Source organism: Blastococcus sp. SYSU DS0616 (genome assembly GCF_054051015.1).
Window position 1 is genome coordinate 45,566 of sequence record NZ_JBJHAJ010000002.1, and the last position, 23,014, is coordinate 68,579.

The window sequence follows — 23,014 nt, forward strand, 5'->3', positions numbered from 1 at the left end:
GGCGGAGTCGTTCACTGGCCTCCCACGGCACGACCCCCGCTGGCAGCGGCTTGTGCACGAACTGACAGGGGACCAAGATGCCCTGCTCTGCTACCTCGATGTCGGCAGCCCCCAACTCGGCTCTGAGAAGAGCGAGGTCTCGACCGATCCGATCCACTCCGAATCCTCGGTTCCTATTCGTCAACTTGATGCCAGCCCGCTTATACGTAGCAATGAGAGCCGCTTCCACGTTACGGGCGGCCTCTTTGTCGGGCAATCCGTATACCGCAATGCGTACGCCTGGCTCCAACTTGGCGCCACGGATCTTTCGAATACGGGCGAGTCTGGCTTGACGCTCGTCCTCATTCGCGGACGGCAGGAGTTCGGGCTTCATTGGATAGCCCGCGGGATCGACGAGGTGTGAGAGAACGCGACCCCCAACGCCTTCGCCAACGTAGAAGACCTGATGAGGACTGAGCGTTGGATCGAGAAGCTCGTACACGTAGTGCATTAGCTTCTGGCCGAGTAGCGCGTCAATCGAAAACAGTCGTAGAAGTTGTGCTCCGTTCGCTAAGCGCTCTGTCTTCGCAGGGAGTTGCTCATGGCTGGGCTAATGCAGGAATCGCCGCACGCTGGCCGCCGCGTGGACGTCATCCTCGTTGTATGCAGTGGTCCGCAGCTGGCCTCCACCCGCCCGCGGCCATCGCGCCGGGCCGACCGCGGCGACCACCGGCTCGCCGTCGACGGCGGCCAGCACGTGCTCGGTCTGAGGGACCGCGGGAACCGTCACCCGGGTGACGACGACGTTCGCGCCCTGGATGAGGTATCCACGTGCGCGGTGGTCAGCGACCAGCCCGCATCGACCACCAGCAGCCGATGGGTGTCGTCGGTCTCCGGTGGCGGCGGGAGCTCGCCGTCGCCTGAGCGGGCGAGGCGGACCACGTCCAGTCGGCCGCGCCGGCCGTGTCACCACCCGGCGCCGTCCGTGCCCAGTTCGATGGTCGAGGCCGTCATCAGCCCGACCGGACCGGTTCGGCGTAGTCGATCAGCTGGACCGCCGGCTCACCGCCAGCACTTCGGCGACCGCCAACGCGACCGTCGAGGCGCCGGCCCCGGCGTGACAGGCCACCACCAGGACGACTGGGCTGGCATCGCCTGTCGCCCAGGGGGCCCTACCAGCAGCTGACCGGTAGGTGCGGCCGGCGACCGCGGCACCGGGCGCCTGGCCAGAGTAGGGGACGTCGTTGTTGACGTCGTCGAAGATCCCCGCGCGGATCGCGATGACGGCGGCGCGCATCGCCTCGACCCTCATCGGCCGGTCCCCCTGGGGACGCACGGGGCTGGCGATCACCAACGACGCCAACGGCGGCGACTGCGGTTCGCCCGCCCGGTCCTCAGATTCCGACGCGGGGTTGCGGTCTTCATGCGCCAACCGTGTCGCTCAGGCCTCCCGTAATCCTCCCTCCCGCGACGCCACAGAGGTCTTCTGCCGCGGTCAGGTGCGTGCCGGTGCAGCGAGCGACGACGGAGCCTGCACCGGCGAGCCACGGGAGACTTTCGGCAGACAAACGCGACGCCGATCAGGCGGCCAGCGTGATGCCCGTCGCGCTAGGCTCCGGTTCCGCGGCGGGCAGCAGACCGCCGATTGCGTAGACAGGGGTACGCAGGATGGGGTTATTCGGTAACAAGAAGCCGAAGCTGGCGAGCTTCACTGGCTACGGGCTTGAGGCTCTCCTGCAGGATCCAGAGTGGGCCTACCCGATCAGTCAGGCCGGTATCAACCCGCGCAATTGCGAAGTTGTCCTGCGTATCTCGGACGCAACCATCGGCCTGGGACGGCTGGGCGGCGGTGTAACAGTCAACGCCGCGCCTGTGATCCTTTTCGGCCAGGGAAATGTCCTGGCCATGGCCTACCCCGACGAGCGCGAAGTGAAGGTGGCTCGCCGAGACGTTTCCCGCGCCGAGTTGCAGACTCAGCGGTCCGGCTGGTTTCAGATCCTCTTCGGTCCGCCGCAGAACCTCGACGGCTTCATGTTCTGGGGTGCTCCCGACAACCTTCAGCTCGGCAGTCCTGAGGGTGAGGCATTCGGCCAGCTCATGTCAGCCTTCCTGCGGGGTCAGTTGCAGCCGCAGCAGGCCTTCGGCACGCCTCAGAGCTTGGTTGAAGCCTCTGGCCCTAGCTTCGGTGCCACCCAGGGTCCCCCTCCGGACTTCGAGGACCCGGACGACAGATTGCGCTGGGAGATGCTGCACTCCCTGCACAGTGCGCTTGGGGAGATGATGGACCAGTACCAGCAGTGCTTCGAGCAGGCGGAGAAGGTCGAGCGAGCATTCGGGATGGCCGACGCCGAGTACGTGAATGGTGTGCGGCAGCATCCCATCTCGAGGGAAAACTTCCGCACGATGGCTGTCCAGATGGAGAAGGAGCTTGGCGCTCCGCTCGCTGCGCTTCGTGCGAAGACCGCCGCAGCTGCAGCTCAGTGGAGGGACTTGGTATTCCTGCTCCCTGGGGACGACGCCGACGTCATGAAGATCAGCAACTGGGCCGCCTCAAACGGGGTCGACAGTGAGGTGTTCAGCTACGTGATCAGCCACGGCGTCTTCATCTACACCGACTACGGCCTCACGAGGGACTCGTTCTGGACTGAGAACGAGCGGGTGATCTCCGTGCTCGAGGGGTCTGGCCACTAGTCAATCCCCCACTGAGCCGGATGGAGTTCGCCCGTGAGCGTAGATGAGCTGCTTCGATGGGCGTCAGCCTGCGCCGCGTCCGGTGATGCCGACGGGGAGCTAGAGGCATACCGCAAAGCAGACGAACTCGGGGACGCGGAAGCGGCTGTACTTCTTGGCAACGCTCTCCGGCAACGCGGGCAAACGGACCCCGCGCGGGTTGCGTACGAACGCGCCGAGGCCCGGGGGCATCGTGAAGCTGCGATGAGCCTGGGCAACCTCTTGAGCGATCTTGGTGACAAGAGCGGAGCTAAAGCGGCGTATCTCCGTTCCATCGACTTAGGCAGCACCATCGCGTCTCTCAACCTTGGGCTGATGCTTGCCCAGGACGGGCAGACCGAGGAGGCGTTGATACATCTTCGGCGTGCTGCTGATGACGGTGACCCAGCCGGGTTCTGGGGCATTGGAAAGATTCACCAACAGGACGAGAACTGGTCGGCAGCAGTGGAGGCCTACCGGAGCGGCTCGAACCTGGGGCACGCGGCGTGCGCCTACGAGCTGGGAATCTCGCTGTACCAACTTGGCGACTTGGCCGGTTCCAAAGCTGCGTTCACGCGGGCTCAAGAGCTTGGAGACGACCGAGCCGCGAGTCTGCTCGAGGCGCTCGGCAACGAAGAGGACGCTCCGACTGCTGGAACCCAGGGCACGAGCGTCGGTGAGTTGTGGTCGAACGTTTGCGGCGTCTACAACGCGCTCGCTACCGAGCGGAAGGCACTCGGCCGGCAGTGGATTGCAGCCACCCTCAAGATTCAAGGCGCTCAGGCGCGGCTCGCGGCGCTCAAGACCGCTGAGAGCGATGTCTGGGAGCGCTTCACCACCGTCTCTGGCCGGTTCAAGGAACAAATCGACCGTGGCGGGAACCAACAGCCGCGGACGCCCATCCCGTCGTCTGATCCGAAGGCATGGCTCAGTTCGAAGTCCGCGCAGAACGGGCCGTGGACGCTCTCGCCCGCGCAGGCACAAGCCTTCGACACAGACCTCGAGGAAGCACGCTCCTCGCTGCAGCAGGCGGAGAACAAGACCTTCGGAGGTGGCCTCCGGAGGAGAGGCAGTGACGCACTCGGACGTGTGGCGACACGATTGGACGCACTCGCGGACGCGATCGACACAGCAAGGGCCGAGGTCGCCGAGGCTGAGCAAGCGCGTGAGCGTGAAGCACGTGCTGGTGCGGAGCAGGCAAAAAACTCCTTCGACCCTGTGGTGTCACTGGCGGCACGCTCGGCAATGGATCTCCCGACCATCATGCAACCGTGGTCGGACGCCGCTTGGAACTCGTGGAGCCTTGAGGACGGAACAAGCCTCGGTCTGCGGCTTGCCTACGGTGGCGTCCTGATCCCGGAGCCGGATGATCACCTCGGCTCGAACGCACGCTTCGGGACGGAACTGCGCGTGCCCTGGGGCTTTGCGCTCCACGACAGCTGGTACCTGATGCACGATGCGCTGGGCCGAGCTGCCGCCCACGGCTTCATGCGTTCGATGATGCTTCGTCAACTGCTCTCCGTTTCACCGGGCGAGGTCAGGTTCTGCATCTTCGACCCCATCGGTCTCGGACATTCGGCTGGCGACCTGCTCGACCTCGCGGAGTACGACGCCGACCTCATCAGCGGAAAGGTCTGGTCGTCGCCTCAGGACCTCGACGCTCGCTTGATCGAGCTGAGTTCACACATCGAGCGCGTCATCCAGAAGTACCTGCGCACGACCTACCAGACCATTGACGATTTCAACGATGCTGCCGGTGAGGTAGCGGAGCCGTACCGAGTGTTGGTTCTCTTCGACGCCCCAACTGGCCTCACCGCCGAGTCCACGGCCCGGTTGAAGAGCATCGTTGAGAACGGCCCACGCTGCGGCGTCTTCACGTGGATAGCAGCAGACTCGAGCGCCCAAGCTCCCTATGGAGCCAATGTGGAGCAGCTCGCGACCTCGATGCGGAAACTCAACCTCCAGGGTGGGTTCTCAGACACGATCAATGGCTATCAACTCGAAACCTCCTTCGAGCATGACGTACTGCCCGAGCAGAGCGCCGCCGCGAAGCGCGTAATCGACAGTGTTGGTCGAGCCAGCATCAACCGCACTGAAGCAGCAGTCAAGTTCGACAAGGTGCTGGGGATGTACAGCACCGTCGCGGCGCGTGGCCTCCGGCCTGAGCTGGGTACCGCAGCAACTCACGTGAAGGCTACAGACCCGAAGACGTGGTGGCGCGATGACAGCACCCGTGGCCTCTTCGCTCCTATCGGACAGAAAGGAGCGCGTGACGTCGCAGTTCTTGGGTTCGACTCAAGTGACCACGCAGGCGCGCTGCTGGTGGGTAGGCCCGGTTCCGGAAAGTCCACGCTGCTCCACGCCTACATCGGTGGCCTGACGACTCTATACGGGCCGGCCGAGGTAGAGCTCTACCTGATCGACTTCAAAGAGGGCGTCGAGTTCAAGTCATACGCCGAGGAGAACCTGCCCCACGCGAAGGTCATCGCGATTGAATCTGACCGCGAATTCGGGCTGAGCGTGTTGGAGTCTTTGCAAGCAGAGATCGCTCAACGCGCCGCGATTCTCCGGGCAACTGGTGGACGCCAAGTCGGTATGCAGGGTCTCAGGGAGGCAACTGGCGAAAAGCTGCCACGCATCCTGCTGGTCTTCGACGAGTTTCAGGTGCTGTTCGCTCGCAATGACAAGGTCGGCCTGGCGGCGGCCGACCTACTCGAGTCGATTATCCGGCAGGGGCGCGGCTTCGGTGTCCACGTTCTGCTTGGGTCACAGAGTCTCGCTGGATTGGATGCTCTTGGAGCGCACGTCCCACAGCTTCTCCCCGTCCGCATCCTGCTGCCTGCAGCCGAGTCCGATGCACGCAAGGTTCTCGGCGACACGAACAACGCAGGCGACTTCCTCGCAACACGCGGCGAGGGCATCTTGAACGCCGCGGGTGGCCTGGTCGAAGCCAACGAGCGATTCAAAGGCGCGCTGCTCGAGGAAGCGGAGCGCGTGGCGCGCCTCCAGGTAATGCGAGACATGGCCAACGAGGCAGGCTTCAGCCGCGTGCCGATGGTTTTCGAGGGCAACGCCTTGATCCCCTTGGACACCCAGAACGCCCTTCAGTTCCGCGAGGAACTCACCGCCTCCGGCAGCTACCCCGTCCGAATCCGTTCTGGTGCGCCCATGACTGTCGGCGACATCGGCGATCTGGTCCTCTCTCGTGAGGGCGGAGCGAATGTCCTGAGCATCGTGCGAAGTGGTGACAACGAGAACACCGGCATCGAGCCAAGAGGACCGGCCTACGGACTCCTTGCCGCTGCGGTGGCATCGGCTGCCATGACCAACTCGACGGTCGATGTCATCGACTTCATGTCCAACGACGATGGCTTGGACGACCTGCTGGAGCCTCTGCTGGACGTTCAACGCATCACGCTCAAGAGGCGGCGAGCGTTTCCTGATGTTCTGGACGCATACCTCGCTGAGGTTGAGGACCGCGTTAACCAGGACGATTCTGGCCGACCCGCCAAACTGCTCTTCCTCTTCGGCGTCCACCGGGCCCGAGACTTGGACGCCGAGATGGGCAGTCTCGACGTGGATGGCGACCTCGTTGAGAAGTTGGAGCGAGTGATGCGTGACGGCCCGGAAGTCGGGGTGCACGTGTGGCTATGGGCAGACAGTGTGGCCGGAGCACACCGGCGGCTTACACCTCGCATGATGCGTGAACTCGGCTGGCGCGTCGCTGGAAAGATGAGTAGAGATGATTCACAGACCTTTATCGGCACGGGGCAAGCCTTCGACCTTCGCGAGAGCCAGTTGTTGATCTCAAATGAGGACATAGGAGTCTTGACTAGAGTGACCGCCTACGCCCCCCCTTCGCGGGAATGGGTCACGCAAATCGTTGCAGCCGCCTCGAGTGAATGAGGATCGAGCCATGCCAGAGGTTCATGCTGACCCAGAGAAGCTGAAGCAGTTGGCAAAGTCGCTGACCAAGTCGGCGGACCAGTTGCAAGAGGTGGCTCGAGGACTCTCGCGCGCCCTTGAGAGTTCCGGCTGGCAGGACTCCGAACGCCAGAAGTTCGAGCAAGACTTCAAACAAACCGTAAAGTCACTCAGCCAGTTCACCGACAAGCTCAGGGGCCAGTACGCACCCGTCTTGCAGAAGAAGGCGGCTGCGCTGGAGCAGTACCGCGGGCGCTGACGTATGGCCGAGGTTCGTACGCGCGATGAGGCCATCGCCTTGGTCGACCAGGCCCTCGAGAAGTGGTCGACAGACGTCGCAGGTCTCCTCGCCCGGGCCCAGAGCGTGGCTCGTGCCGCATGTGACGAAGTAGAGAGTGCCGTGCGCAAGCGTGCGAACGAAGTAGCGGCGCTTTCGGCATTCCTGGAGTCAGCGTCGCCCGAAGCAAGGCGTGGAATACAGGCCAAGCTCATTCGTGCTCAAGAAGCAAGCGAACAAGCGAGGCGAGCAAGCGTTCGAGTCAAGGACGTCCAAGCTGCGGTAGCAAGATTGGGTAAGAGCTACACGACGTCCACCACCTCGCAGGTGGCGGGCGCCCGCTCACAACTTGCAGCGATGAATAGAGCCCTCGAAGGCTACCGCGTCGGTGGTGGGTCCTTCGGCGGAGGCGATTCAAGGCCGGCAAGTCCACCACAGTCGCTAGGTGGCTCCATCAAAAGCAGCGCGCTTTCGAGCCTTGACGTGAGCGCTGCCGACCTCGAGGAGAATCCAATCTTAGACGACCACGGTACACAAGGAGGATTCGGCAAGGGCGGTCTAAGTCGAGCGGACTACCGCTGGGCCGTCCAGACGTGGAACGACACTGTAGGACCCGGAGTCGCCAGCGGCAAGACGCGGGATTACTACGCGGAGCGCGATATGCTGTCGAATGCCCGACCATTGCGCCGAACCGCCGATGTCTTCGACATGTTTCTTGGCAGCGATCGTATCCGCGCTGAGCGCCGCGGCGATGGGTCGCTCAACATCATCAACGGGCGGCACCGTCTCCTGATCGCCAGGGAGTTGGGCATCAAGCACCTTCCCGGGGAGGTGCGCTGATGGCGCAGTCCCTTGGTTCCCGGGCGACTCAAGCACAGGAAGCCATCCGGACGCTTGAGCGCACCCTTGCCTCGACCCGGCCGCAGTGGAGTGATGCCACGCGTCAGTCGTTCGACCAACGTCACGCGGACGTGATCGTGTCCTCCGGCAGGAAACTGGCCGATGAACTGGCCTTCCTCGCTCAGGAATTGGCAGCTGCACTTGGCTCTTTGGAAAAGTGAGACTGCTGTGCCAGCCCTTGAGGCGGATCGTCGTACCACTGCCCAGCCCGGTGCAGTCGCCGGCCGGGCGGTCAAGGCGTCCTGCGGAACGTTGCCTAGCACGACGTCGACGTTGGCCGGCCTGCTCGTTGCCGCCGTCGTGCCGAACCGACGACCGCGACGCCTCCGACGTCGCGGCGGGGTGTCGCTGACATCGCATGGCTCGCACGCGATGACGCTGTCGGCCACGCGTCGCTGTCCGCCTGTCCGGTGAACTCGTTCGCGTCGCCCGACCGTTCAGCGCCGGCTCGACAGCGCGAACGGCGATCCGGCTCAGCTCAGAAGAAGCCGTGTGCGTATGTAGCGTGTCGCCCCTCGGACGCAGGAAGGGCTCCGCGGTCGGCGATCGCGGAGCCTTGATCGTCCTCACCGGAATGTCCGCTGGCAGGCGCATGGATCTGCGGGCTGCGCGCTGCACCTCAATCCCACAGTTCGTGACGACTCGGGCGGCGAGACAGCGGAACGGGTACTCCGCATCTCCCGCTCTGGATCGGGCCGCCGGTCGTCGACGTCCGTGGCCGCGTCGTCGCCCATGAAGCGGAGCAGGTCGGCGTCCGGCGACTCCGGAACGACTGGCCGACGCCCTGCGCGCGGTGTCCCGCCTGTGACGTCGAAGGCTCACAGGTCTGAGTGACGGGGCGTCGTGATCGTCACTTGCTCGGTGCTTGACGCTGACTCGGCGCTGGTAGCCAGACGCAGACCTAACCCGGATGCGACAGACAACGAGTCGAGGACGTCATCGTGACCGTCCCGAACTCAGCCGCTCACTTGCCGAGGAGGACGGGGGCAAGCCGGACAACTCGTCACGAGCCCCGGCGCTCCTCGGCACACTCGTCACCGCGGTGGGCAGGCGCAGTTGAACTACACGGCGGGAGTGAAGGGGGCACCGTCCCTGTACTGGATTCGCCACTCTCCCGCCGACCGCCTAAGTGAGATGACGGTCAGTGCGGCCGCGCGAAGTCGCGTGCTCACGCGCGTCTCGTCGAGTGTGAGGACCGTGAGGTAGCCAGCGTCAGCAACACGCGAGAAGCCGCCGTCGTTGCTGACCACCCAGAAATGCCGGGCGCCCCGCTTCGCCTGCCTGGAGGCGTGGCGCAGCAGCTGGCGGTCTGCGCCCTGCGGTCTACGACCTCCGTTCAGTACCTCGAAGCCCCTCTTCCTTGCGGTCGCCCCATGGGCTCTGCAGGTGACGAAGTGTCCCGCTGCGACGCGTCGGACCTCTGGGCTGCCGAAGTCGCCCAGCAGTCGAGCCAATCCGGGCACGTCCTGGCGGCCCGTCAGGACGTTGTCCATATCCCAGAGCATCACCACGGGTCCCGGCGTCCACTGGATCAGGCTCGAGTTAGCCATGTCCGGATCTTCCATCGCCCCTCCGACACTTCGTCCAGTTCGACGAGGGGGTGTACGACTGACCCCGTCAGGCCCTCCGACAGCGCGAGGAGGTGGTCAGACTTCGGTGCCGGGAAGGTCCGCGGCAATCAACGCCTCTAGCGCCGCTTCGCCGAGGCCCATTGAGACGACGAAGTCGACCAGAGAGGACTTGGGCAGGCGCATCAACTGGACGTCGACCGGCGCCCCGACCCGACGACACGTTCGCGCAGGCCATGGTCGGGTGGTGCGCTCGGGCGATCTGTTGAACCGCGCGGGCGGTGCGAGCATCGTCAGGACGAAATCCCCAACCCGAAGATCACGCGCTGCGGTCTCCACCAGGGTCTTGATTCGTGCGCTCTCGCAGACGTAGAGGACGTGCCGGTAGCGGCCGCCTCGAGGCACCGAGATCACCGGTAGGGCCTCGATCTGCGGCAGGTTCAGTCCCGCGAGGGTCCGCCGTGCAGCAGCCGCGGCCTCCGGGGGTGCGGTGCGCCGAGTGGTGTCGACGTACGCACGGATAATGGCCCTGTACTCGGCGAGGGGCTTCTCGCTGCGCTCGTACTCGACGGCGATGGCGTCAGCGTATGGCTGCCCCATCTCCCATTCCGTCGGGTCGATCGGCAGGACCAAGGCGTCCGGGAAGCCTCGACGCGTCCCGTCGTCGGAGAGGTAGCCGTACACCGGCTGGTACTCCCCTGCGTCGGTTCGGTCGCCGGCGGGGTAACGCATCTTCGGTGGGGCCTTGTCTTCTGCAGTGATCTCCCGCTCCGTCAGCACGGTCACCGACGTGGGGTAGCCGGCGGGAAGTTCCTGGCGACCGGTCTCCAGTTCGACGATGAGATCCGTCAGGCGCAAGGTGTGCTCCATTGTTCCCATGGATGGAGAAGGGAGGTAGCGGGTGCCCTCCCCCACCTCGTTGTAGGCCCGGAGGGTGGGCTGGTAGATCGGGTACCCCCCGATGCCGGGGTGCTTCGCGAGCCACCCCCCTGCCTGCAACGAAGCGAGGCGCGCTGCCACGGCCTGGCGGGTGGGCATCTGGTCGAGGGGGTAGCAGCGCTCCTGAATCTGCGCGCGCGTCGCATAGCGCACGCGGCACAGCCACGTGACCAGTACCCGGTTCCGGCCGGTCAGGAGGGAGGGACCCCGCGTCCGTCGTCCCTTCCGCGTCCCCCGGGGGTCCGTGTGCGTACTGGCAGGGGTGACTTCGGGTAGGCCCGTGAAGATGTCGATGCTCTGGGCGGAGTGAGCGAAAGGGCTGTCGTCCTCAGCGTGGGCGGGGATGGTCATCGAGGGCTCCTCGGGTAGGCGACTTCGCTCGGATGTCTCGACGCTGCGGACGCCCCACTTGAGGTTGCACAAGAACTTGCTTTCAACGGGATTCGCAAATCACCAAGCAAGGCCAAAGCCCCTCACGCAGGGCCTCACGCAAGCGGTTGCTCGGGTGCAACTGCGGGCGTCAGGGCCTGGGATGCTTGAATTCGCAGGTCACGGCGGCATTCGGCACCTACAGCATTGCGCCCGTACACCGTCGGCTGAAGGCGCGATTCGCGACCTCCACGAAGTGCGAACTGATGCTCCGGTCGGGCGGTCCACCGGACTTTCGCTGCATCTGCGATCGGACCGAGTGGCTGGGACGGCCTTGCCGCACTCCCCGCTGCCCGGTCGCTGCGCTCCCATCGCATGCGGTCGTGCGCCCTCGGCCTCGCGAGACCGATCCGCCACGAAGGCGACGCGGGTCCCGGTGCGCCGGGTAGCCCACCGGTTGAGCGGAGGACTCCCCCGCCCCCTCCCTCCGTGCGCGTTCCACATTCCTTCGGATCGCGCCTACGTCCCCTTCGGCAGAGGATCGCCATCCCCCGTTCGCGAGGAGGTTCCCCGCCGACGCACGACCTGGATACCCCTCTTCCCTCGTGCGCGAGGAGGTTCCCTCCCTATGCGCCACCGGGGTACCCGGTACCCCCGGCGACCGTGGTCGGGGTACCCCCAACACCGTGATGGGAGGGGGTTCCCCCTCCCCAGGTCGAGGAGAGCAGCCCCTCCCCGGGCCCCTGACTCATGCGGAGACGGTGGGACGAGGGTCGACCGTTCTGTTGCCGCTCGCGGGCGCAGCGTCCCTCCCCTCTCGCGCTACAAGTCGACGCGTGACTTCTCACCACTACTGCGCTCGCTTCGCTCGACCGGTGCTCGCTGCGCTCGCGCTCAACAGCGCAACCCGCTGCGCGGATCGCGCTGCTCCTTGTTCTTCCCCCGACGGGCCGAAGGCCCAGAAACCGCACCGGACTCGTAGAGGCTCGGCGCGTTGCGCGGCCGCCCGACAACCACCTGGTCCCGGTCTCACTCCGGTCCTAGGTTCGACTGGACTCCGCATCCGGTCCTCTGTATGGCGGCCGGTGTCTACGTCTGTGGACGAAGCGATCGGGGTTCCGCTCGGTCGCCGAAACTCGCCGTGGGCATCCGGTCGATGCTCGTTTGTCGCGAAGGCAGACCCACTTCTTGCGGGCCTGGGCGGGGAGGTCAGCGCGGCGACCGTTGCGCGTCCCGCTCTTGGACTCGTTGACGGGAGCCCCTGGATCGCCGGGGCCACACCCGTCCGGACGGGTGCTCGAGAACGGGGCACAGCCCGAAGGGGGCGGCGCCAGGCTTCTGCCGCAGAGGTGAGGGCTCCGGGAACCGTAGGTTCCCGAACGGCGCAGGCCGACCGGGGCGCCGGGAGGCGCGACCCGTCATTGGCCGCCGCAACCAGTTGAGGGAGTCGTCCTGGGGGCGCGGCGCTCGCCCGTCGGCTCTCACGGCGACCTGCGGTCTCGACGGCGATCGACGGCTTTGGCCGCGATCGCCGTCGAGACCGCCGCGTGCCGCCCAGGCCTCCACGTGACATCCGGCCGGCCGGTCTTCAGGTGCGCTTTACGTGTGCCGGGCGCCTCTCTAGACCACGGCCGGCCGGACAGTGTGGTGCGAGGGACTGGCTGACGACGTGACGAACGGCGCGCACACCATCCCGCTCCATAAGGCTCTCGCCTGGGTCGAGTCGATTCCATAAGGCCCCCGCCAGCGACCAGCGAGGGACGGTCGGGCGTGGTGGATTTGGGAACCGCCGCCCCAGAAAAGTCACTCGAACGAGGGAGGACCTACACGTCCTATCGGCAATTGGCTCGACCGATTGCAAGGGCCCATACACGAAATTGCCCTTGGAGACGATACGAGATGTCAGCACAGCAGCGGAAGATTAGGGAAACCGACGAGGTCGGCGTTCCCACTATCCGGATCGTCCGTGACCCCGATCCGCGCTTGATCACCGAGGTGGTCTTCGCGGACGGACGCGTGTCAACCGACTGGAATGATTTCCTCCGTGCCCGCGGTCTCAGCGAGGACGCCCTTCCACTGGATGACGACGCGGTTGGGGTCGAGACCGTGCCGGCCGCGTAACCCCTTCCTGATCCGAACCTCCGCCACCTGACTGGTCAGCAGCCGGTTCCGTTCCAAGAGATCGGAGCGCTCCCACACCTCTGCGAAGGTCTCCCCCGTCTGCCGGATGCGCACGGCCGGCGCACTCGGCAAGGCACGCAATCGCTGCCTCTCCCGAAAGAGAGCCTTCCGCTGCTCCTGCAGGATCTCGTCCTCGTCTGTCCCCGGCTCGACGGTGGTCATCTGCTCCATCACCGCGGCCAGCGCCTCCTCGACCTCGCGAAGGTTGCCGCGCGGAGACTCGACGGACTCCTCCTCGGTCACCGGCAGGTCACCGAAGATGGCCAAGAACCGCTCGGTCACGAGCGACTCCAAGCGGAGACGCCCGACTGCGACACCGGGACACCTCTCCCCTGTGCGGGACCGTCGGCCGCAGACCATGACCGACGGCTTACCTGCCTGCGACTGCCGGTTCATCCGCACACCGCATAGGTCGCAGAAGACAAGGCCTCGCAGGAGGTACGGCACCGATGCGTTGTTGCCGCCCGTGGTGCCTCGACGGTCCAACTCCGCCTGGAGCGCGTGCCATGTGTCGTCGTCGATCAGCGGCTCGTGCGGCCGGATCGGCAAGCCGTCGTCCCCACGGACGAGTTGGCGCCGGTGCATCTGCATGCCGCGCAGGATGGGTCGTCGCAGCAGTTTCCGAAGTGTGTCCGGCGCCCACCCCTTGCCCTCTGGGCTCTCCACCCCTCGCCGATTGAGGTCGTCGACGATGTTCCAGGTTGACTCCCCCGCGAGGACGCGCCCGATGATCGCGCGCAGAACCACCGACCGCTCGGGGTGAAGCACCAGTCGGTAGCCGCGCTGCCCCGGGTGCGGCCCAGCCGTCCAGCCGAACGCCGGCAACCCGCCGCGGTGCCGCCCTTCGCGCGCCATGTAAGCCACAGCCTCCCTGGTGCGGGAACTGATGACCGCGGCCTCCAACTGCGCGAAGGACTGGAGCACGTTCGCTACGAAGACGCCGTTGGGTGTCGTGAGGTCAAGGCTCTCGCCGATGCTGACCAGTGCGACGCCGTGTTGCTGGGCTTCTTCCCTGAGGCTGTTCCAGTCGGCGACATTGCGGGCAATGCGGTCCAGTTTGGCGAAGAGGAGGACGTCAACGTCAGCCCAGCGCTCACGGACCTTGCGCAGCCCGGGTCGATCCAGTCGCAGACCCTTGTCGCTACCCGAGACGTCGAGGTCGGAGATGACCTCACCGACGGTCCACCCATGCGCCTGCGCGTAGTTTCGGCATGCCTCTTCCTGCCGCTCCGGGCTGGTGCTCGTGTCCCGTTCGCCTGCGAAGGACGAGAGGCGCACATATACCAACGCGCGCACGGCTTCCTCCTTCGGTTCCCACATCTCGCATTGACGAACGTTTCAGATGGTCATCGGTCGAATTGGCCTCGGGCTTTATAGACCTTCTGGAGGCCTGACTCCCGCCCGCTTGGGCGCTCCATCTCTCAGGTCCACTTTGTGAAGCACACGAGACTCCCCTTCCTCGCAGGTCTCCAGCGGTGGCCTTCGGTGTGTCGTGGGCCGGCGCTGGTACCGGTCCCTCATCACACCGGGTCAACTGTACCAAGTTTGGTACAGACAGGCTGATATGTGGCCCTCAAGATCGTCAGGTGTCTACCGCCGACGACGTTCGGACTGCCAGACGAAAGGCACTGGGCCAGGCGATCCGGACGCGCAGGCAGTCGCTGGGCCTAAGTCAGGAACAACTGGCCGACAGAGCCGGCATCGAGCGCAAGTCCGTGAGCCGGGTCGAGACGGGGGCCTACTCCCCTTCCGTCGACAGCCTCTGGAGCATCAGCGATGCCCTGGAGGTACCCCTTCATGCGCTGCTGGCATGCGATCCCGAGGACGCGAGACGCGCGCCCAATCCGTAAAGGTTGAAAGGCGGGCGGAGGGATCCAGCAAGCCTTGCCCTCTGCACCGAGCGGAGCAGAGGGCAAGGCGGCGCGAACCCAGCGGCGCGGGCTGGGCATCGCATTACTGAGCGTCGACGCCCCACAGGTTCGGACGCCAGCGAGCCTCCTGGGCGCGCGTCTGACGAACTGAGTCCACCACCTCTTCCGGGCTCAGGCCGGGTGCCTGCGGACGGGCGTCGGGCACCAACCATGCATTGCTGGCCGCGGAGTAGCAGAGCCCGTTCGTGTACGGCGACCGCTGTGCCGGCGGATCATCCAGATAAGGCCTGGCCTGGTCCCACCGCGTCTCCCCGCTACCGCTTTCGCGAAGACGCCCGTTCCACGTCGGGGTGATCAGCCCACGCAGAGGACCGCGCCTCCGGTCGGGCCCTCCGTGATCGAGGGTGGCGGCGTTCACAGTCGGACGTCCGTTGAAGCGGCGCGGCGGATTGAGATCCTGCTCGCTGACTGCGCAGACACCGGCCTGCTCGACGAGGAGTGCGTGGACTGCCGTACCTGCGTAGTACCAGTCGAACCAGTCACGGTTGACGGCGACGTCAATCTTGTCCTGGTCCTGACCTGCGATGGCGAGCAGGACGTCGGTCACGGCACTCATCTCTGTCTCAGACCAGTCGCCGACCCTGGCTGGTGGACGCCCGCGCCCGTAGATGAGATCGCTGGTGAGGTCCCACTGTTGCGCGGGTGGGTTTTCCAGGTAGGCCTGGCGGCGCTGGAGGACCGGCCCCCACCAGTGGTCGAGGAGGCTCGTCCGACCCAGGTTGGTGTTGCAGCGGGCGCAGAGGAGCCCGCGAATCACTGGAACCCACGCCTGATCGGTCCACACGTAGTGGTGGTCTACGTGCACGCCGGCGGTGTACCCATTGCGGCCGGTCCAAAAGGCGAGGGGGTTCAGGCAGATCGCACACCGACGCTCTTGCAGTTCGAACAGGACCTCGACCGGAGTGCCGGAGTAGGACCACGTCCGGGGAGGATCGAACGACGCGTCAGCGGCCAGGTCGACCGTGAGATCCGGCGCACCTTCCGACCACGGACGCTTCCAGTTGCGGGCGCCCGGCGGCAAGATGACGAGCCCCGCAGCGGGTGGATTACTCCACAGCCTGAGCCAGTTGGCGTCAAGCGCCCGAGCACTCATGCGGACCAGCGAGTGCCCGTAACAGACCAGCCCGACCAGGGCGCCCTCCGGCGACGAGGTCCAGCGGTCCTGGCTCGGGAGCGGCCGACCGCACTTGGGAACCGCGCACAGGCCGTTCTGACGCTTCCGGAGCCGAGCCGCTGCCTCAGCGCGGAGGAGGGGCTCGCTCTTCGTCTTGCTTTTCATGCCTTCTCCTGACGAACTGAATCGTCACGCGATGACGATTCGACGACTTGAGCAATCGGTGCGGGTTGCACCGACGCGTTCACGAACAGAGGTTCGCGCGTCAGTCCGACAGGTGGTCCACCCGTCCAAAGTCCGGACGGATAGCCACGAAGCGGCGAGCGAATGCGGCAGCGAGATTGCTGTTCGCAGATGTTGCTTGAGGGAGGCTCGCTACGCGGCCTGCGGCCACCGTCAAGCGATCGCCGTCCGCGACCCACAAGTTGAGGGCTTGGGAATCCTTCGCGAAGGTGGACGAAACGCTGAAGATGGACGGGAACCTCGTCCGACATACCGATCCGCTGATCCGCCTGATGCGCACGCGCCATGGCCAACGAGGGGCATCACTCCTCGGCCCCACATGGCTTGGGTTCGCGAGGAGTAGCGCCGGCCTAGCCGTCGACCCGTCGACGGACAGCGGCCTACGCCAGGACTGGCGTCGCCAACGACGGTGGACCGCGCGCCCGCCGCCCATCGATGGCGAAGCATCGAAGTGTCAGACCCCTTGGCCACGATCCACCGCCATGAGGGACAGACATGCCGACGAGGTCCACGGCTCTCGCGCGAAAGTGGTGGACCTACAGGCCTACCGCAGCAGGCGAAGGAATCGGCCGAGTGCACCTGAGCCGTCCTGGGCTGACTGCGAGATCGTTCCCCTCCGGGAGTACGCCAGCGACCCAAAAGCCTCCGCAGGCGCTCGGACCACCCGGAAGGAGCCGGACGACGGGGCGCCTCAGGCGTCCGTTGATGCGTTCGCCCTACCGTTCCCCGGTTGGATCGCGCCACCGAGGCGCTCGGTTGGCACTCGCACATCGCTGTATGCACAGCCAGTAGATCCGTTCGCCCCGCCGACCCCCGGGACCCGCCGCCGGTCACCATGAGCCATCCCGCCCCGGCTCCTGCCGAACAGCGGCCCGATCACGAGTTGCTGCGCGCCAGGCTCAGGGGCCACGGCCAGGGATGCAAAGGGACGGTGCGCGGCTCGACGCCGCCGGCCACGAGGTACGGACCTCAGAGAGCGGATGCGAATGAGGCCAGGGCGGACCGCAGTAACTGGGACTCCCCGTTGTCGGCCGACGCCCGGGGGGCTCCGCTCCGGCTCCAACTAGTGAGGCCGGAGCGGGCCGGGCCCGCTGGCCCAAGGACCTGTCATCCCTGGGTGAGCGCGGAGCCGTCTGTCATCCGGCTCCGTCCGATCCGGACCGTAGTCGCTCCCCGTGGCCAATTCCAGCGACGGCCGCCCCCCTAGCCGCCTGAGAATGCGCGCAATGCAGAACGCCTCCTTCGACGGTCGCGAGGTCCCCGACATCGTCCACCTGACTGACCTGAGGATCGACAGCGCTACGAAGTGCACATGGCATGAGTCAACTTCGTCGACCCCCACCACCGACGGGGTGCTCAGCGGAGACTGTGAAGCGGCCCGGCCGGTTCCTCCGTTGTGAGCGTCCCGAACGATTTCGAGTGGAGCCCACTGCTTGGCGCGAGGAGCCGGCCTTCTAGTGCTTCACAACCACAACCTTCACGCCGTCGACCGCTTCGAGATCGCGCCTAAACTCTGCCTCGTCACGGATCGCACCACCTGCGTCGTACACGACGAACACCGTTGCAGGGTAGGCGATTCCGTACGCCTGTATGTCAGCATTGATTTCATCAACGATACTGGAGAGTCTGCCAGGATCTTTCGCGAGCTTCACCTCGATTGCGGTCTCAAGTTTCAGCAAGACAAAGTCCGGAATTACCTCTTTCGTTGACACTTTGACGCGACCGACCTCGCGGTCATAGTCGGAGCCCTTCTCAAGGCCGCGACCAATAAATAGCTGCTCGATTACATCCTGGACATCGCGCTCCCGTTCAGGTGCCCGCAGCGTGGCGCGCCGAAGGTTCGCCTGTAGAAAGTCGGCTATCTCCGACACTCGTTCAGACCGGGGGTTCACTCGGTTGTGCAGATAGGCGCGAAGTATGAGCAGATTGCCCCGAACGCTCTCGAAGTATGCCTGCTGCTGCATAGCAAGAGTGTCCATATTCGTGCGAACCACATCGAGGTTGTACCGATCCACGGGCGCATCGACAGCTTCAACCGCCACAACTGCATCCAAGACCTGATTGTATTTCCGCATGTATTCTCGGTAGCTCGAGAACCGCCACACGTCCTTGGGGTCAGACGTCCGCGTCGCCGCGTCCATGCCTTCAAGCAGTGCCTCGGCCATGCGAAGACAGCCTGCCAACCTGCGCTCCACGTCGTCAGTCACCGAGTCAGTATCGCTGCAAGGTCGGCGGGTCACTGCTGATCACAACGAGAGGTTTCCAGCGCTCTCGCCCGACCTAATCCCGGACTGAGCCGACCCATGACCTGTAGGTATGGCACACGGTCGGCTCCGGCCGTCACGTCGCCGCCGGCCTGCCGGCGTAGGACTGCGGCCTGCGGGACACCCGGCATGCCGACATCACCTGAAAATGACCTCGCCGCCAGCGGCATGCACACCTCTGACTCACAAGGCGTCTCTCGGTAATGCTGCGAACCAGGGCTCGCCGTCGAAAACGTGGTCCATGCCAGACATGTCCACGTTCACAGGACTTGGCTCAGGCAGCTGCTCAGGTACGAACTCTCGGTCCTCCGGGTGGTGAAATAGCCACTCGCTCGCGTTCATGACCGTGTGGTGGTTGAAGAACCTCTCCAGTTGAGTCGTGCCAGCCCGCGTCGTATCGGTCGCTCCCTCGTGCGTCCGCTGAACCGGGATATCCAGCTCGATGAGTGGCTCAGGCGAGCCCATGAGTAGCCCTAACTTGCGAGTGAGCGGGAAAGTGATGCCCCAGGCCGTCATGTAGCCCACCCCCGCCCAGGGCTCGTCCTGCGGATCCGGAACCAGGCCAACCGGCGCGTCTGAGGTGATGAGCGAGCGCCGGACGAACTGCACGAGCGTCCACGGCCGACCGACGATGTACTTATGGAGCTCGTCTGCGAGTTCGATCATCTGCTTGATGTGCTCGACATTGGGGCGCTCGATCGGCGGCCCCTCCGGACGGGTCGCCTGTTTCCAGAGCGTCTCGACGAGCTCGTCGGTTACCTCACTGCCCCGCTGCTCAAGTCTCCGACGGAGCCCGGGCTTGCCGCCCGCCCCTACCTCGAGGCGAAGCACCTGTCGGGTGATGTGATCCATCGTCCGACGCTGCGCTGGCAGGCGGGTTGCCTGCAGCGCGACGAAGTACCCGAGGGCCATGCGGTCCTGGAGCAACAGAGGCCACGTTCCATTGCCAATCTTCTTGAAGACCTCGGCGGTCGCGCCCTCGACCTCGGAGAGGCCTTTCTCGATGACGTCGTCGCCATCCTCGTGCCCTGCTACGGCATAGAAGTTCTTGGCAACGGAGGCGTCGTTGATGGACTGAGGGAAGCGCTGCTCGCCGGGCAGCCGCACCGTCACAACACGCTCGTGCTCCGCGAACCCCCGCAAGTAGAAGCGGGGAACGGTGTGATGACGCCTGGCCACCGGGCGGCCCTTCTCTCCCATGCACCGATCGTCTCGCGCACTACCGACAAGCCGGCTGGCTCCCGCAGCCTTCACTGCCAGAGCGGAAGCCCAAGGTCGACCGCGTACCGCTGCGTCGGGGTCGTCCCCTAGCGTTCGTTTGCATGCGCGCTGTCCAGATCACCCGCTTCGGCGGGCCCGAAGTCCTCGATGTCGTCGACCTGCCTGACCCCGTCCCGGGGCCTGGTCAGCAGCTCTATGAGGTCAGCTCCGCAGGAGTTAACTTTGCAGACACCCACCAGATCGAGAACTCCTACCTGGCCGCCCAGCAGCTGCCGCTGGTGCCGGGCGCGGAGTTCGTCGGCACCCCGGTCGGGGGCGGGCAGCGGGTGGTCGGGCTGCTCGACGGCGGCGGTTACGCCGAGAAGGCCGTGGCGAACGACGTCCTCACCTGGCCCGTGCCCGACGCCGTCAGCGACGAGCAGGCGCTCTCTCTCGTCCTCCAGGGGACGACCGCCTGGCATCTGCTGCGCACCAGCGCGCACCTGGCCGAGGGCGAGTCCGTCGTCGTCATCGCCGGCGCCGGCGGCGTCGGCTCGCTCGCCGTCCAGCTCGCCCGCCGGTGGGGCGCCGGCCGGGTGATCGCTACCGCCTCCAGCGCGGAGAAGCGGCAGCTCGCCGAGGAGCTCGGCGCGCACGCCACCGTCGACCCGGCCCTCGCCGACGACGACCCCAAGCAGTTCACCGGCGCGCTGCGCGAGGCCAACGGCGGCAGGCCGGTCGACATCGTGCTCGAGATGACCGGCGGCAACGTGTTCACCGGCTCGCTGTCGGCCCTGGCGCCGTTCGGCCGGCTGGTCACCTACGGCATGGCCGCCCGGCAGGAGACGCCCGTGGTGCCCCCCGGCGCGCTGATGCAGAAGAGCCGCGCGGTCATCGGCTTCTGGCTGGCCCACTGCATGGCGCGCCCGCAGATGCTCGACGCCGCGATGAACGACCTGCTGGCCATGACGGCCGACGGTTCGCTGAAGCCGGTGGTCGGCGGGCGCTACCCGCTGTCCGCCGTCCGCGAGGCGCACCAGGACCTGCTCGCCCGCCGCACCACCGGCAAGCTCGTCCTCGACCCCTCCCGCTGAACCGGCCGGTCACCCTCCCGGCGTTTCCACCGGGAGGGTGACCCAGCATCACCCGGAGGGCGGACGCCGTTCGTCCTTTCGGGCACGAGCGGCTCTCCTCCCGGTTTCGCTCCCTACTGTCCGTGACGGACGCAGCCGGGGGGACGAGCGCCACCGATCGACCCTCCGCGCGGTCATCCGACTGACCACGGGGGGAAACCATGGGACGACGCACGCTCCGGTCCGGCGCCGCCGCGACCGGCGTGACCATCGCGCTGCTGGCCGGGACGACGGGGTGCACCTTCCCCGACGTCTCGATGAGCCCGGGCCTCTCCGGAGGGGACGCCGCCGCGGTGGCGACGCCCGCGGTGGACGACGGCACCGAGGCCGCCGAGCCGCAGGAGCACGTGCGCCCCGCCGGCGACCTGGACACCGGCTCGGTGACGCACACCGTCGCCGCCGGCGACCGGACAGTCGTCATCGACTACTGGACCGAGCAGGACGCGGCGTCCTGGACCGCCTCGGATGCGAAGACCGTGCAGCTGGCCGCGCACGTCGAGGGCGGCAGCACCACGGTGACCGTGCTGGTCACCCGCTTCGCGGCGACCACCGACGACGGCATCCAGCGCACCGTGGCCGCCGAGGACCGCGGCGAGTTCGCCCTGACACCGCCGTTCACCTACGCCACCGCCTTCACGCTGCCCGACGTCTCGGCCACGGCGACGACCGTGACCCTCTCCGTCCAGTTCGACCTGCTGGTCGAGACCACGCCCGACTCCGGGCGTTACTTCCGCCAGACCGTGCTCGACCAGCTCGAGCTCCCGCTACTCGAGGAGGACTCGCTGTGACCGAGGTGGTCCTGCACGGCATGCGCCGTGCCACCGACCGCGTCCACCTGCTGGCCCGCAGCGGTCAGGAGATCGTCGACGTCAGCTCGCTCGTGCCCGACGAGTTCGGCGGCGGCCAGGCCCACCACGAGCGCCGGCACGCCACCATCAGCTGCATCATCCCGGCCTACAACGAAGAGGCGACGATCTCCGACGTCCTCACCTCGCTGCTGTCGCAGACCCGGCCGCCGGACGCCATCCACGTCATCATCAACAACACCGACGACGACACCCCCGAGATCGCCCGGGAGTACGCCGGCGAGCACCTGAGGGTGGTGAAGGGCGAGGCCTTCCACACCGTCGTGCACGTGCACGACATCGGCGAGAACCCCGACAAGAAGGTCGGCGCCCTCAACTACGGCTACTACGTCAGCCGCGGCCACGACTACATCCTCGGCGTCGACGGCGACACCACACTGGACCGCCGGTGCGTGGAGTGGCTGGAGAAGGAGATGGTCACCGACCCGCGCATCGGTGGGCTGTCGGCGATCTACACCTTCGACAAGTCCCGGGTGAAGGGCGCGATGGCGCGCTTCCTGGTCGCCGGCCAGCGCGCCCAGTTCGCCGGCTTCAACATGGACAACCTGGTCCGCGGCCGGAACATGGCCGTCCTCGGCGGGCAGTGCAGCCTCTTCAGCGTCCGCGCCCTCGAGACGGTCATGTACCGCAACCACCAGGCCGCACCCTGGGTGCGCGACTCGGAGGTCGAGGACTCCAAGCTGTCGCTGCAGATCAAGGACGCCGGCTTCAGCACCAAGATCAGCGCGCACGCCCGGGCGTTCGTCGGGCCGATGACCACGCTGCGGGCGCTGCACGGTCAGCAGGTGAAGTGGAACTTCGGTGGCATCGACCTGCTGTGGCCCGGTCAGCGGGGCGACACCAAGGGGCAGCCGCTGCACCCGAACCTGCGGCTGCGCTGGTACGAGAACGTCTCGATGGTGTTCAACATCGGCACCCGCATGTCGTTCCTGCTGCTGCTCGCGGCGGCGCTGTCGATCGACGCGTTCGTGTTCAACCCGGTGTGGCTGATCCCGCCGATCGTCGCAACCTTGCTGAACCTGCGGATCGCCGCTTCCATGCACGACAAGAGCGCCTCGGACATCTTCTACGCGCTGCTGTTCGCCCCCGCCGAGCTGTACATGTGGATCCGCATGGGCCACTTCATGAGCGCGTGGGTGCAGTTCTTCGCCCGCGTGGAGAAGGACAACTGGGCCGCCCAGGCCGCCGCCGAGCGCGGCCGCGGATCCGCCTACGTGATGCCGGCGCTGTGCGCGGCGGCCACGTTCGCCGTCCTGATCTTCGCCTGGAGCCAGCAGAGCATCGCCGTCCAGTCGGCGATCCTCTCGATCGGCTGGCCCGTCCTCTACCTGGTGACGGTCCTGCAGACGCTGTTCATGCTGAAGAAGCTGGTCCGCCGCCAGCGGGGCTTCTCGGTCTGAGGGAGCGCCCCGTCCCC

At 66.1% G+C, this 23,014-nt stretch carries 17 protein-coding genes; 10 read left to right on the forward strand and 7 right to left on the reverse strand.

Translation table 11 applies throughout. From position 1 onward, the window contains the following. The first annotated feature begins 52 nt into the window (after positions 1 to 52). Complete coding sequence (locus ACI79K_RS01840; protein ID WP_456598806.1) at positions 53 to 403, forward strand: hypothetical protein; 351 nt, start codon at positions 53 to 55, stop codon at positions 401 to 403. A 621-nt stretch (positions 404 to 1,024) separates the two neighbouring features. Here ACI79K_RS01840 and ACI79K_RS01845 read toward each other — a convergent pair. Continuing rightward, a complete protein-coding gene (locus ACI79K_RS01845) occupies positions 1,025 to 1,291 on the reverse strand; it encodes a hypothetical protein (protein ID WP_456598807.1) in 267 nt (88 codons plus the stop codon). Positions 1,292 to 1,647: 356 nt separating this feature from the next. Between ACI79K_RS01845 and ACI79K_RS01850 the strand changes: the two genes are divergently transcribed. From ACI79K_RS01850 to ACI79K_RS01870, 5 genes are all read left to right on the forward strand, one after another. After that, positions 1,648 to 2,670 carry a hypothetical protein gene (locus ACI79K_RS01850; protein WP_456598808.1) on the forward strand — a complete coding sequence of 341 codons (1,023 nt, stop codon included), beginning with the start codon at positions 1,648 to 1,650 and terminating at the stop codon, positions 2,668 to 2,670. A gap of 243 nt (positions 2,671 to 2,913) precedes the next feature. Beyond that, complete coding sequence (locus tag ACI79K_RS01855) at positions 2,914 to 6,594, forward strand: FtsK/SpoIIIE domain-containing protein (protein WP_456598809.1); 3,681 nt, start codon at positions 2,914 to 2,916, stop codon at positions 6,592 to 6,594. A gap of 10 nt (positions 6,595 to 6,604) precedes the next feature. Next, positions 6,605 to 6,871, forward strand: coding sequence for a WXG100 family type VII secretion target (locus ACI79K_RS01860; RefSeq protein ID WP_456598810.1), 267 nt, complete (start codon positions 6,605 to 6,607; stop codon positions 6,869 to 6,871). 501 nt (positions 6,872 to 7,372) lie between these two features. Then, a complete protein-coding gene (locus tag ACI79K_RS01865) occupies positions 7,373 to 7,729 on the forward strand; it encodes a hypothetical protein (RefSeq protein ID WP_456598811.1) in 357 nt (118 codons plus the stop codon). Next, positions 7,729 to 7,950 carry a hypothetical protein gene (locus tag ACI79K_RS01870; RefSeq protein WP_456598812.1) on the forward strand — a complete coding sequence of 74 codons (222 nt, stop codon included), beginning with the start codon at positions 7,729 to 7,731 and terminating at the stop codon, positions 7,948 to 7,950. The genes ACI79K_RS01865 and ACI79K_RS01870 overlap by 1 nt, the downstream gene beginning before the upstream one ends. 900 nt (positions 7,951 to 8,850) lie before the next feature. Here the strand turns inward: ACI79K_RS01870 and ACI79K_RS01875 are convergent. From ACI79K_RS01875 to ACI79K_RS01885, 3 genes are all read right to left on the reverse strand, one after another. Next, the gene (locus ACI79K_RS01875; protein WP_456598813.1) at positions 8,851 to 9,354 is read right to left on the reverse strand and encodes a hypothetical protein; all 504 of its coding nucleotides are present in this window, start codon (positions 9,352 to 9,354) and stop codon (positions 8,851 to 8,853) included. A gap of 81 nt (positions 9,355 to 9,435) precedes the next feature. After that, on the reverse strand, positions 9,436 to 10,647 hold the full coding sequence (locus ACI79K_RS01880) for a hypothetical protein (protein WP_456598814.1): 1,212 nt from the start codon (positions 10,645 to 10,647) through the stop codon (positions 9,436 to 9,438). Positions 10,648 to 12,684: 2,037 nt separating this feature from the next. After that, positions 12,685 to 14,142 (reverse strand): recombinase family protein, encoded by a 1,458-nt coding sequence (locus ACI79K_RS01885; RefSeq protein ID WP_456598815.1) that lies wholly within the window; start codon positions 14,140 to 14,142, stop codon positions 12,685 to 12,687. A gap of 290 nt (positions 14,143 to 14,432) precedes the next feature. On the opposite strand from ACI79K_RS01885, the gene ACI79K_RS01890 reads away from it, so the two are divergent. Beyond that, a complete protein-coding gene (locus ACI79K_RS01890; protein WP_456598816.1) occupies positions 14,433 to 14,696 on the forward strand; it encodes a helix-turn-helix domain-containing protein in 264 nt (87 codons plus the stop codon). Positions 14,697 to 14,799: 103 nt separating this feature from the next. Here ACI79K_RS01890 and ACI79K_RS01895 read toward each other — a convergent pair whose 3' ends face one another. From ACI79K_RS01895 to ACI79K_RS01905, 3 genes are all read right to left on the reverse strand, one after another. Continuing rightward, positions 14,800 to 16,056, reverse strand: a complete 1,257-nt coding sequence (locus ACI79K_RS01895; RefSeq protein WP_456598817.1) for an endonuclease domain-containing protein — start codon at positions 16,054 to 16,056, stop codon at positions 14,800 to 14,802. 1,532 nt (positions 16,057 to 17,588) lie between these two features. Then, complete coding sequence (locus tag ACI79K_RS01900; protein WP_456598818.1) at positions 17,589 to 18,341, reverse strand: PD-(D/E)XK nuclease domain-containing protein; 753 nt, start codon at positions 18,339 to 18,341, stop codon at positions 17,589 to 17,591. A 240-nt stretch (positions 18,342 to 18,581) separates the two neighbouring features. After that, a complete protein-coding gene (locus tag ACI79K_RS01905; protein WP_456598819.1) occupies positions 18,582 to 19,598 on the reverse strand; it encodes a DUF4238 domain-containing protein in 1,017 nt (338 codons plus the stop codon). A gap of 122 nt (positions 19,599 to 19,720) precedes the next feature. Between ACI79K_RS01905 and ACI79K_RS01910 the strand changes: the two genes are divergently transcribed. The 3 genes from ACI79K_RS01910 to ACI79K_RS01920 all read left to right on the forward strand — a co-directional run bounded on the left by ACI79K_RS01910 (position 19,721) and on the right by ACI79K_RS01920 (position 22,997). Then, complete coding sequence (locus ACI79K_RS01910; protein WP_456598820.1) at positions 19,721 to 20,692, forward strand: quinone oxidoreductase family protein; 972 nt, start codon at positions 19,721 to 19,723, stop codon at positions 20,690 to 20,692. A 200-nt stretch (positions 20,693 to 20,892) separates the two neighbouring features. Beyond that, complete coding sequence (locus ACI79K_RS01915) at positions 20,893 to 21,519, forward strand: hypothetical protein (RefSeq protein WP_456590368.1); 627 nt, start codon at positions 20,893 to 20,895, stop codon at positions 21,517 to 21,519. Beyond that, positions 21,516 to 22,997: a glycosyltransferase family 2 protein gene (locus tag ACI79K_RS01920; RefSeq protein WP_456598821.1), complete on the forward strand. Its 1,482-nt coding sequence runs from the start codon at positions 21,516 to 21,518 to the stop codon at positions 22,995 to 22,997. The genes ACI79K_RS01915 and ACI79K_RS01920 overlap by 4 nt, the downstream gene beginning before the upstream one ends. The last annotated feature ends 17 nt before the right edge of the window (positions 22,998 to 23,014 follow it).

Coding starts and splice junctions, on each gene's coding strand:
- ACI79K_RS01850 (WP_456598808.1), top strand. CDS start 1,648: ATGGGGTTATTCGGTAACAAGAAGCCGAAGCTGGCGAGCTTCACTGGC.
- ACI79K_RS01860 (WP_456598810.1), top strand. CDS start 6,605: ATGCCAGAGGTTCATGCTGACCCAGAGAAGCTGAAGCAGTTGGCAAAG.
- ACI79K_RS01875 (WP_456598813.1), bottom strand. CDS start 9,354: ATGGAAGATCCGGACATGGCTAACTCGAGCCTGATCCAGTGGACGCCG.
- ACI79K_RS01870 (WP_456598812.1), top strand. CDS start 7,729: ATGGCGCAGTCCCTTGGTTCCCGGGCGACTCAAGCACAGGAAGCCATC.
- ACI79K_RS01910 (WP_456598820.1), top strand. CDS start 19,721: ATGCGCGCTGTCCAGATCACCCGCTTCGGCGGGCCCGAAGTCCTCGAT.
- ACI79K_RS01880 (WP_456598814.1), bottom strand. CDS start 10,647: ATGACCATCCCCGCCCACGCTGAGGACGACAGCCCTTTCGCTCACTCC.
- ACI79K_RS01895 (WP_456598817.1), bottom strand. CDS start 16,056: ATGAAAAGCAAGACGAAGAGCGAGCCCCTCCTCCGCGCTGAGGCAGCG.
- ACI79K_RS01855 (WP_456598809.1), top strand. CDS start 2,914: ATGAGCCTGGGCAACCTCTTGAGCGATCTTGGTGACAAGAGCGGAGCT.
- ACI79K_RS01905 (WP_456598819.1), bottom strand. CDS start 19,598: ATGGGAGAGAAGGGCCGCCCGGTGGCCAGGCGTCATCACACCGTTCCC.
- ACI79K_RS01845 (WP_456598807.1), bottom strand. CDS start 1,291: ATGAGGGTCGAGGCGATGCGCGCCGCCGTCATCGCGATCCGCGCGGGG.
- ACI79K_RS01915 (WP_456590368.1), top strand. CDS start 20,893: ATGGGACGACGCACGCTCCGGTCCGGCGCCGCCGCGACCGGCGTGACC.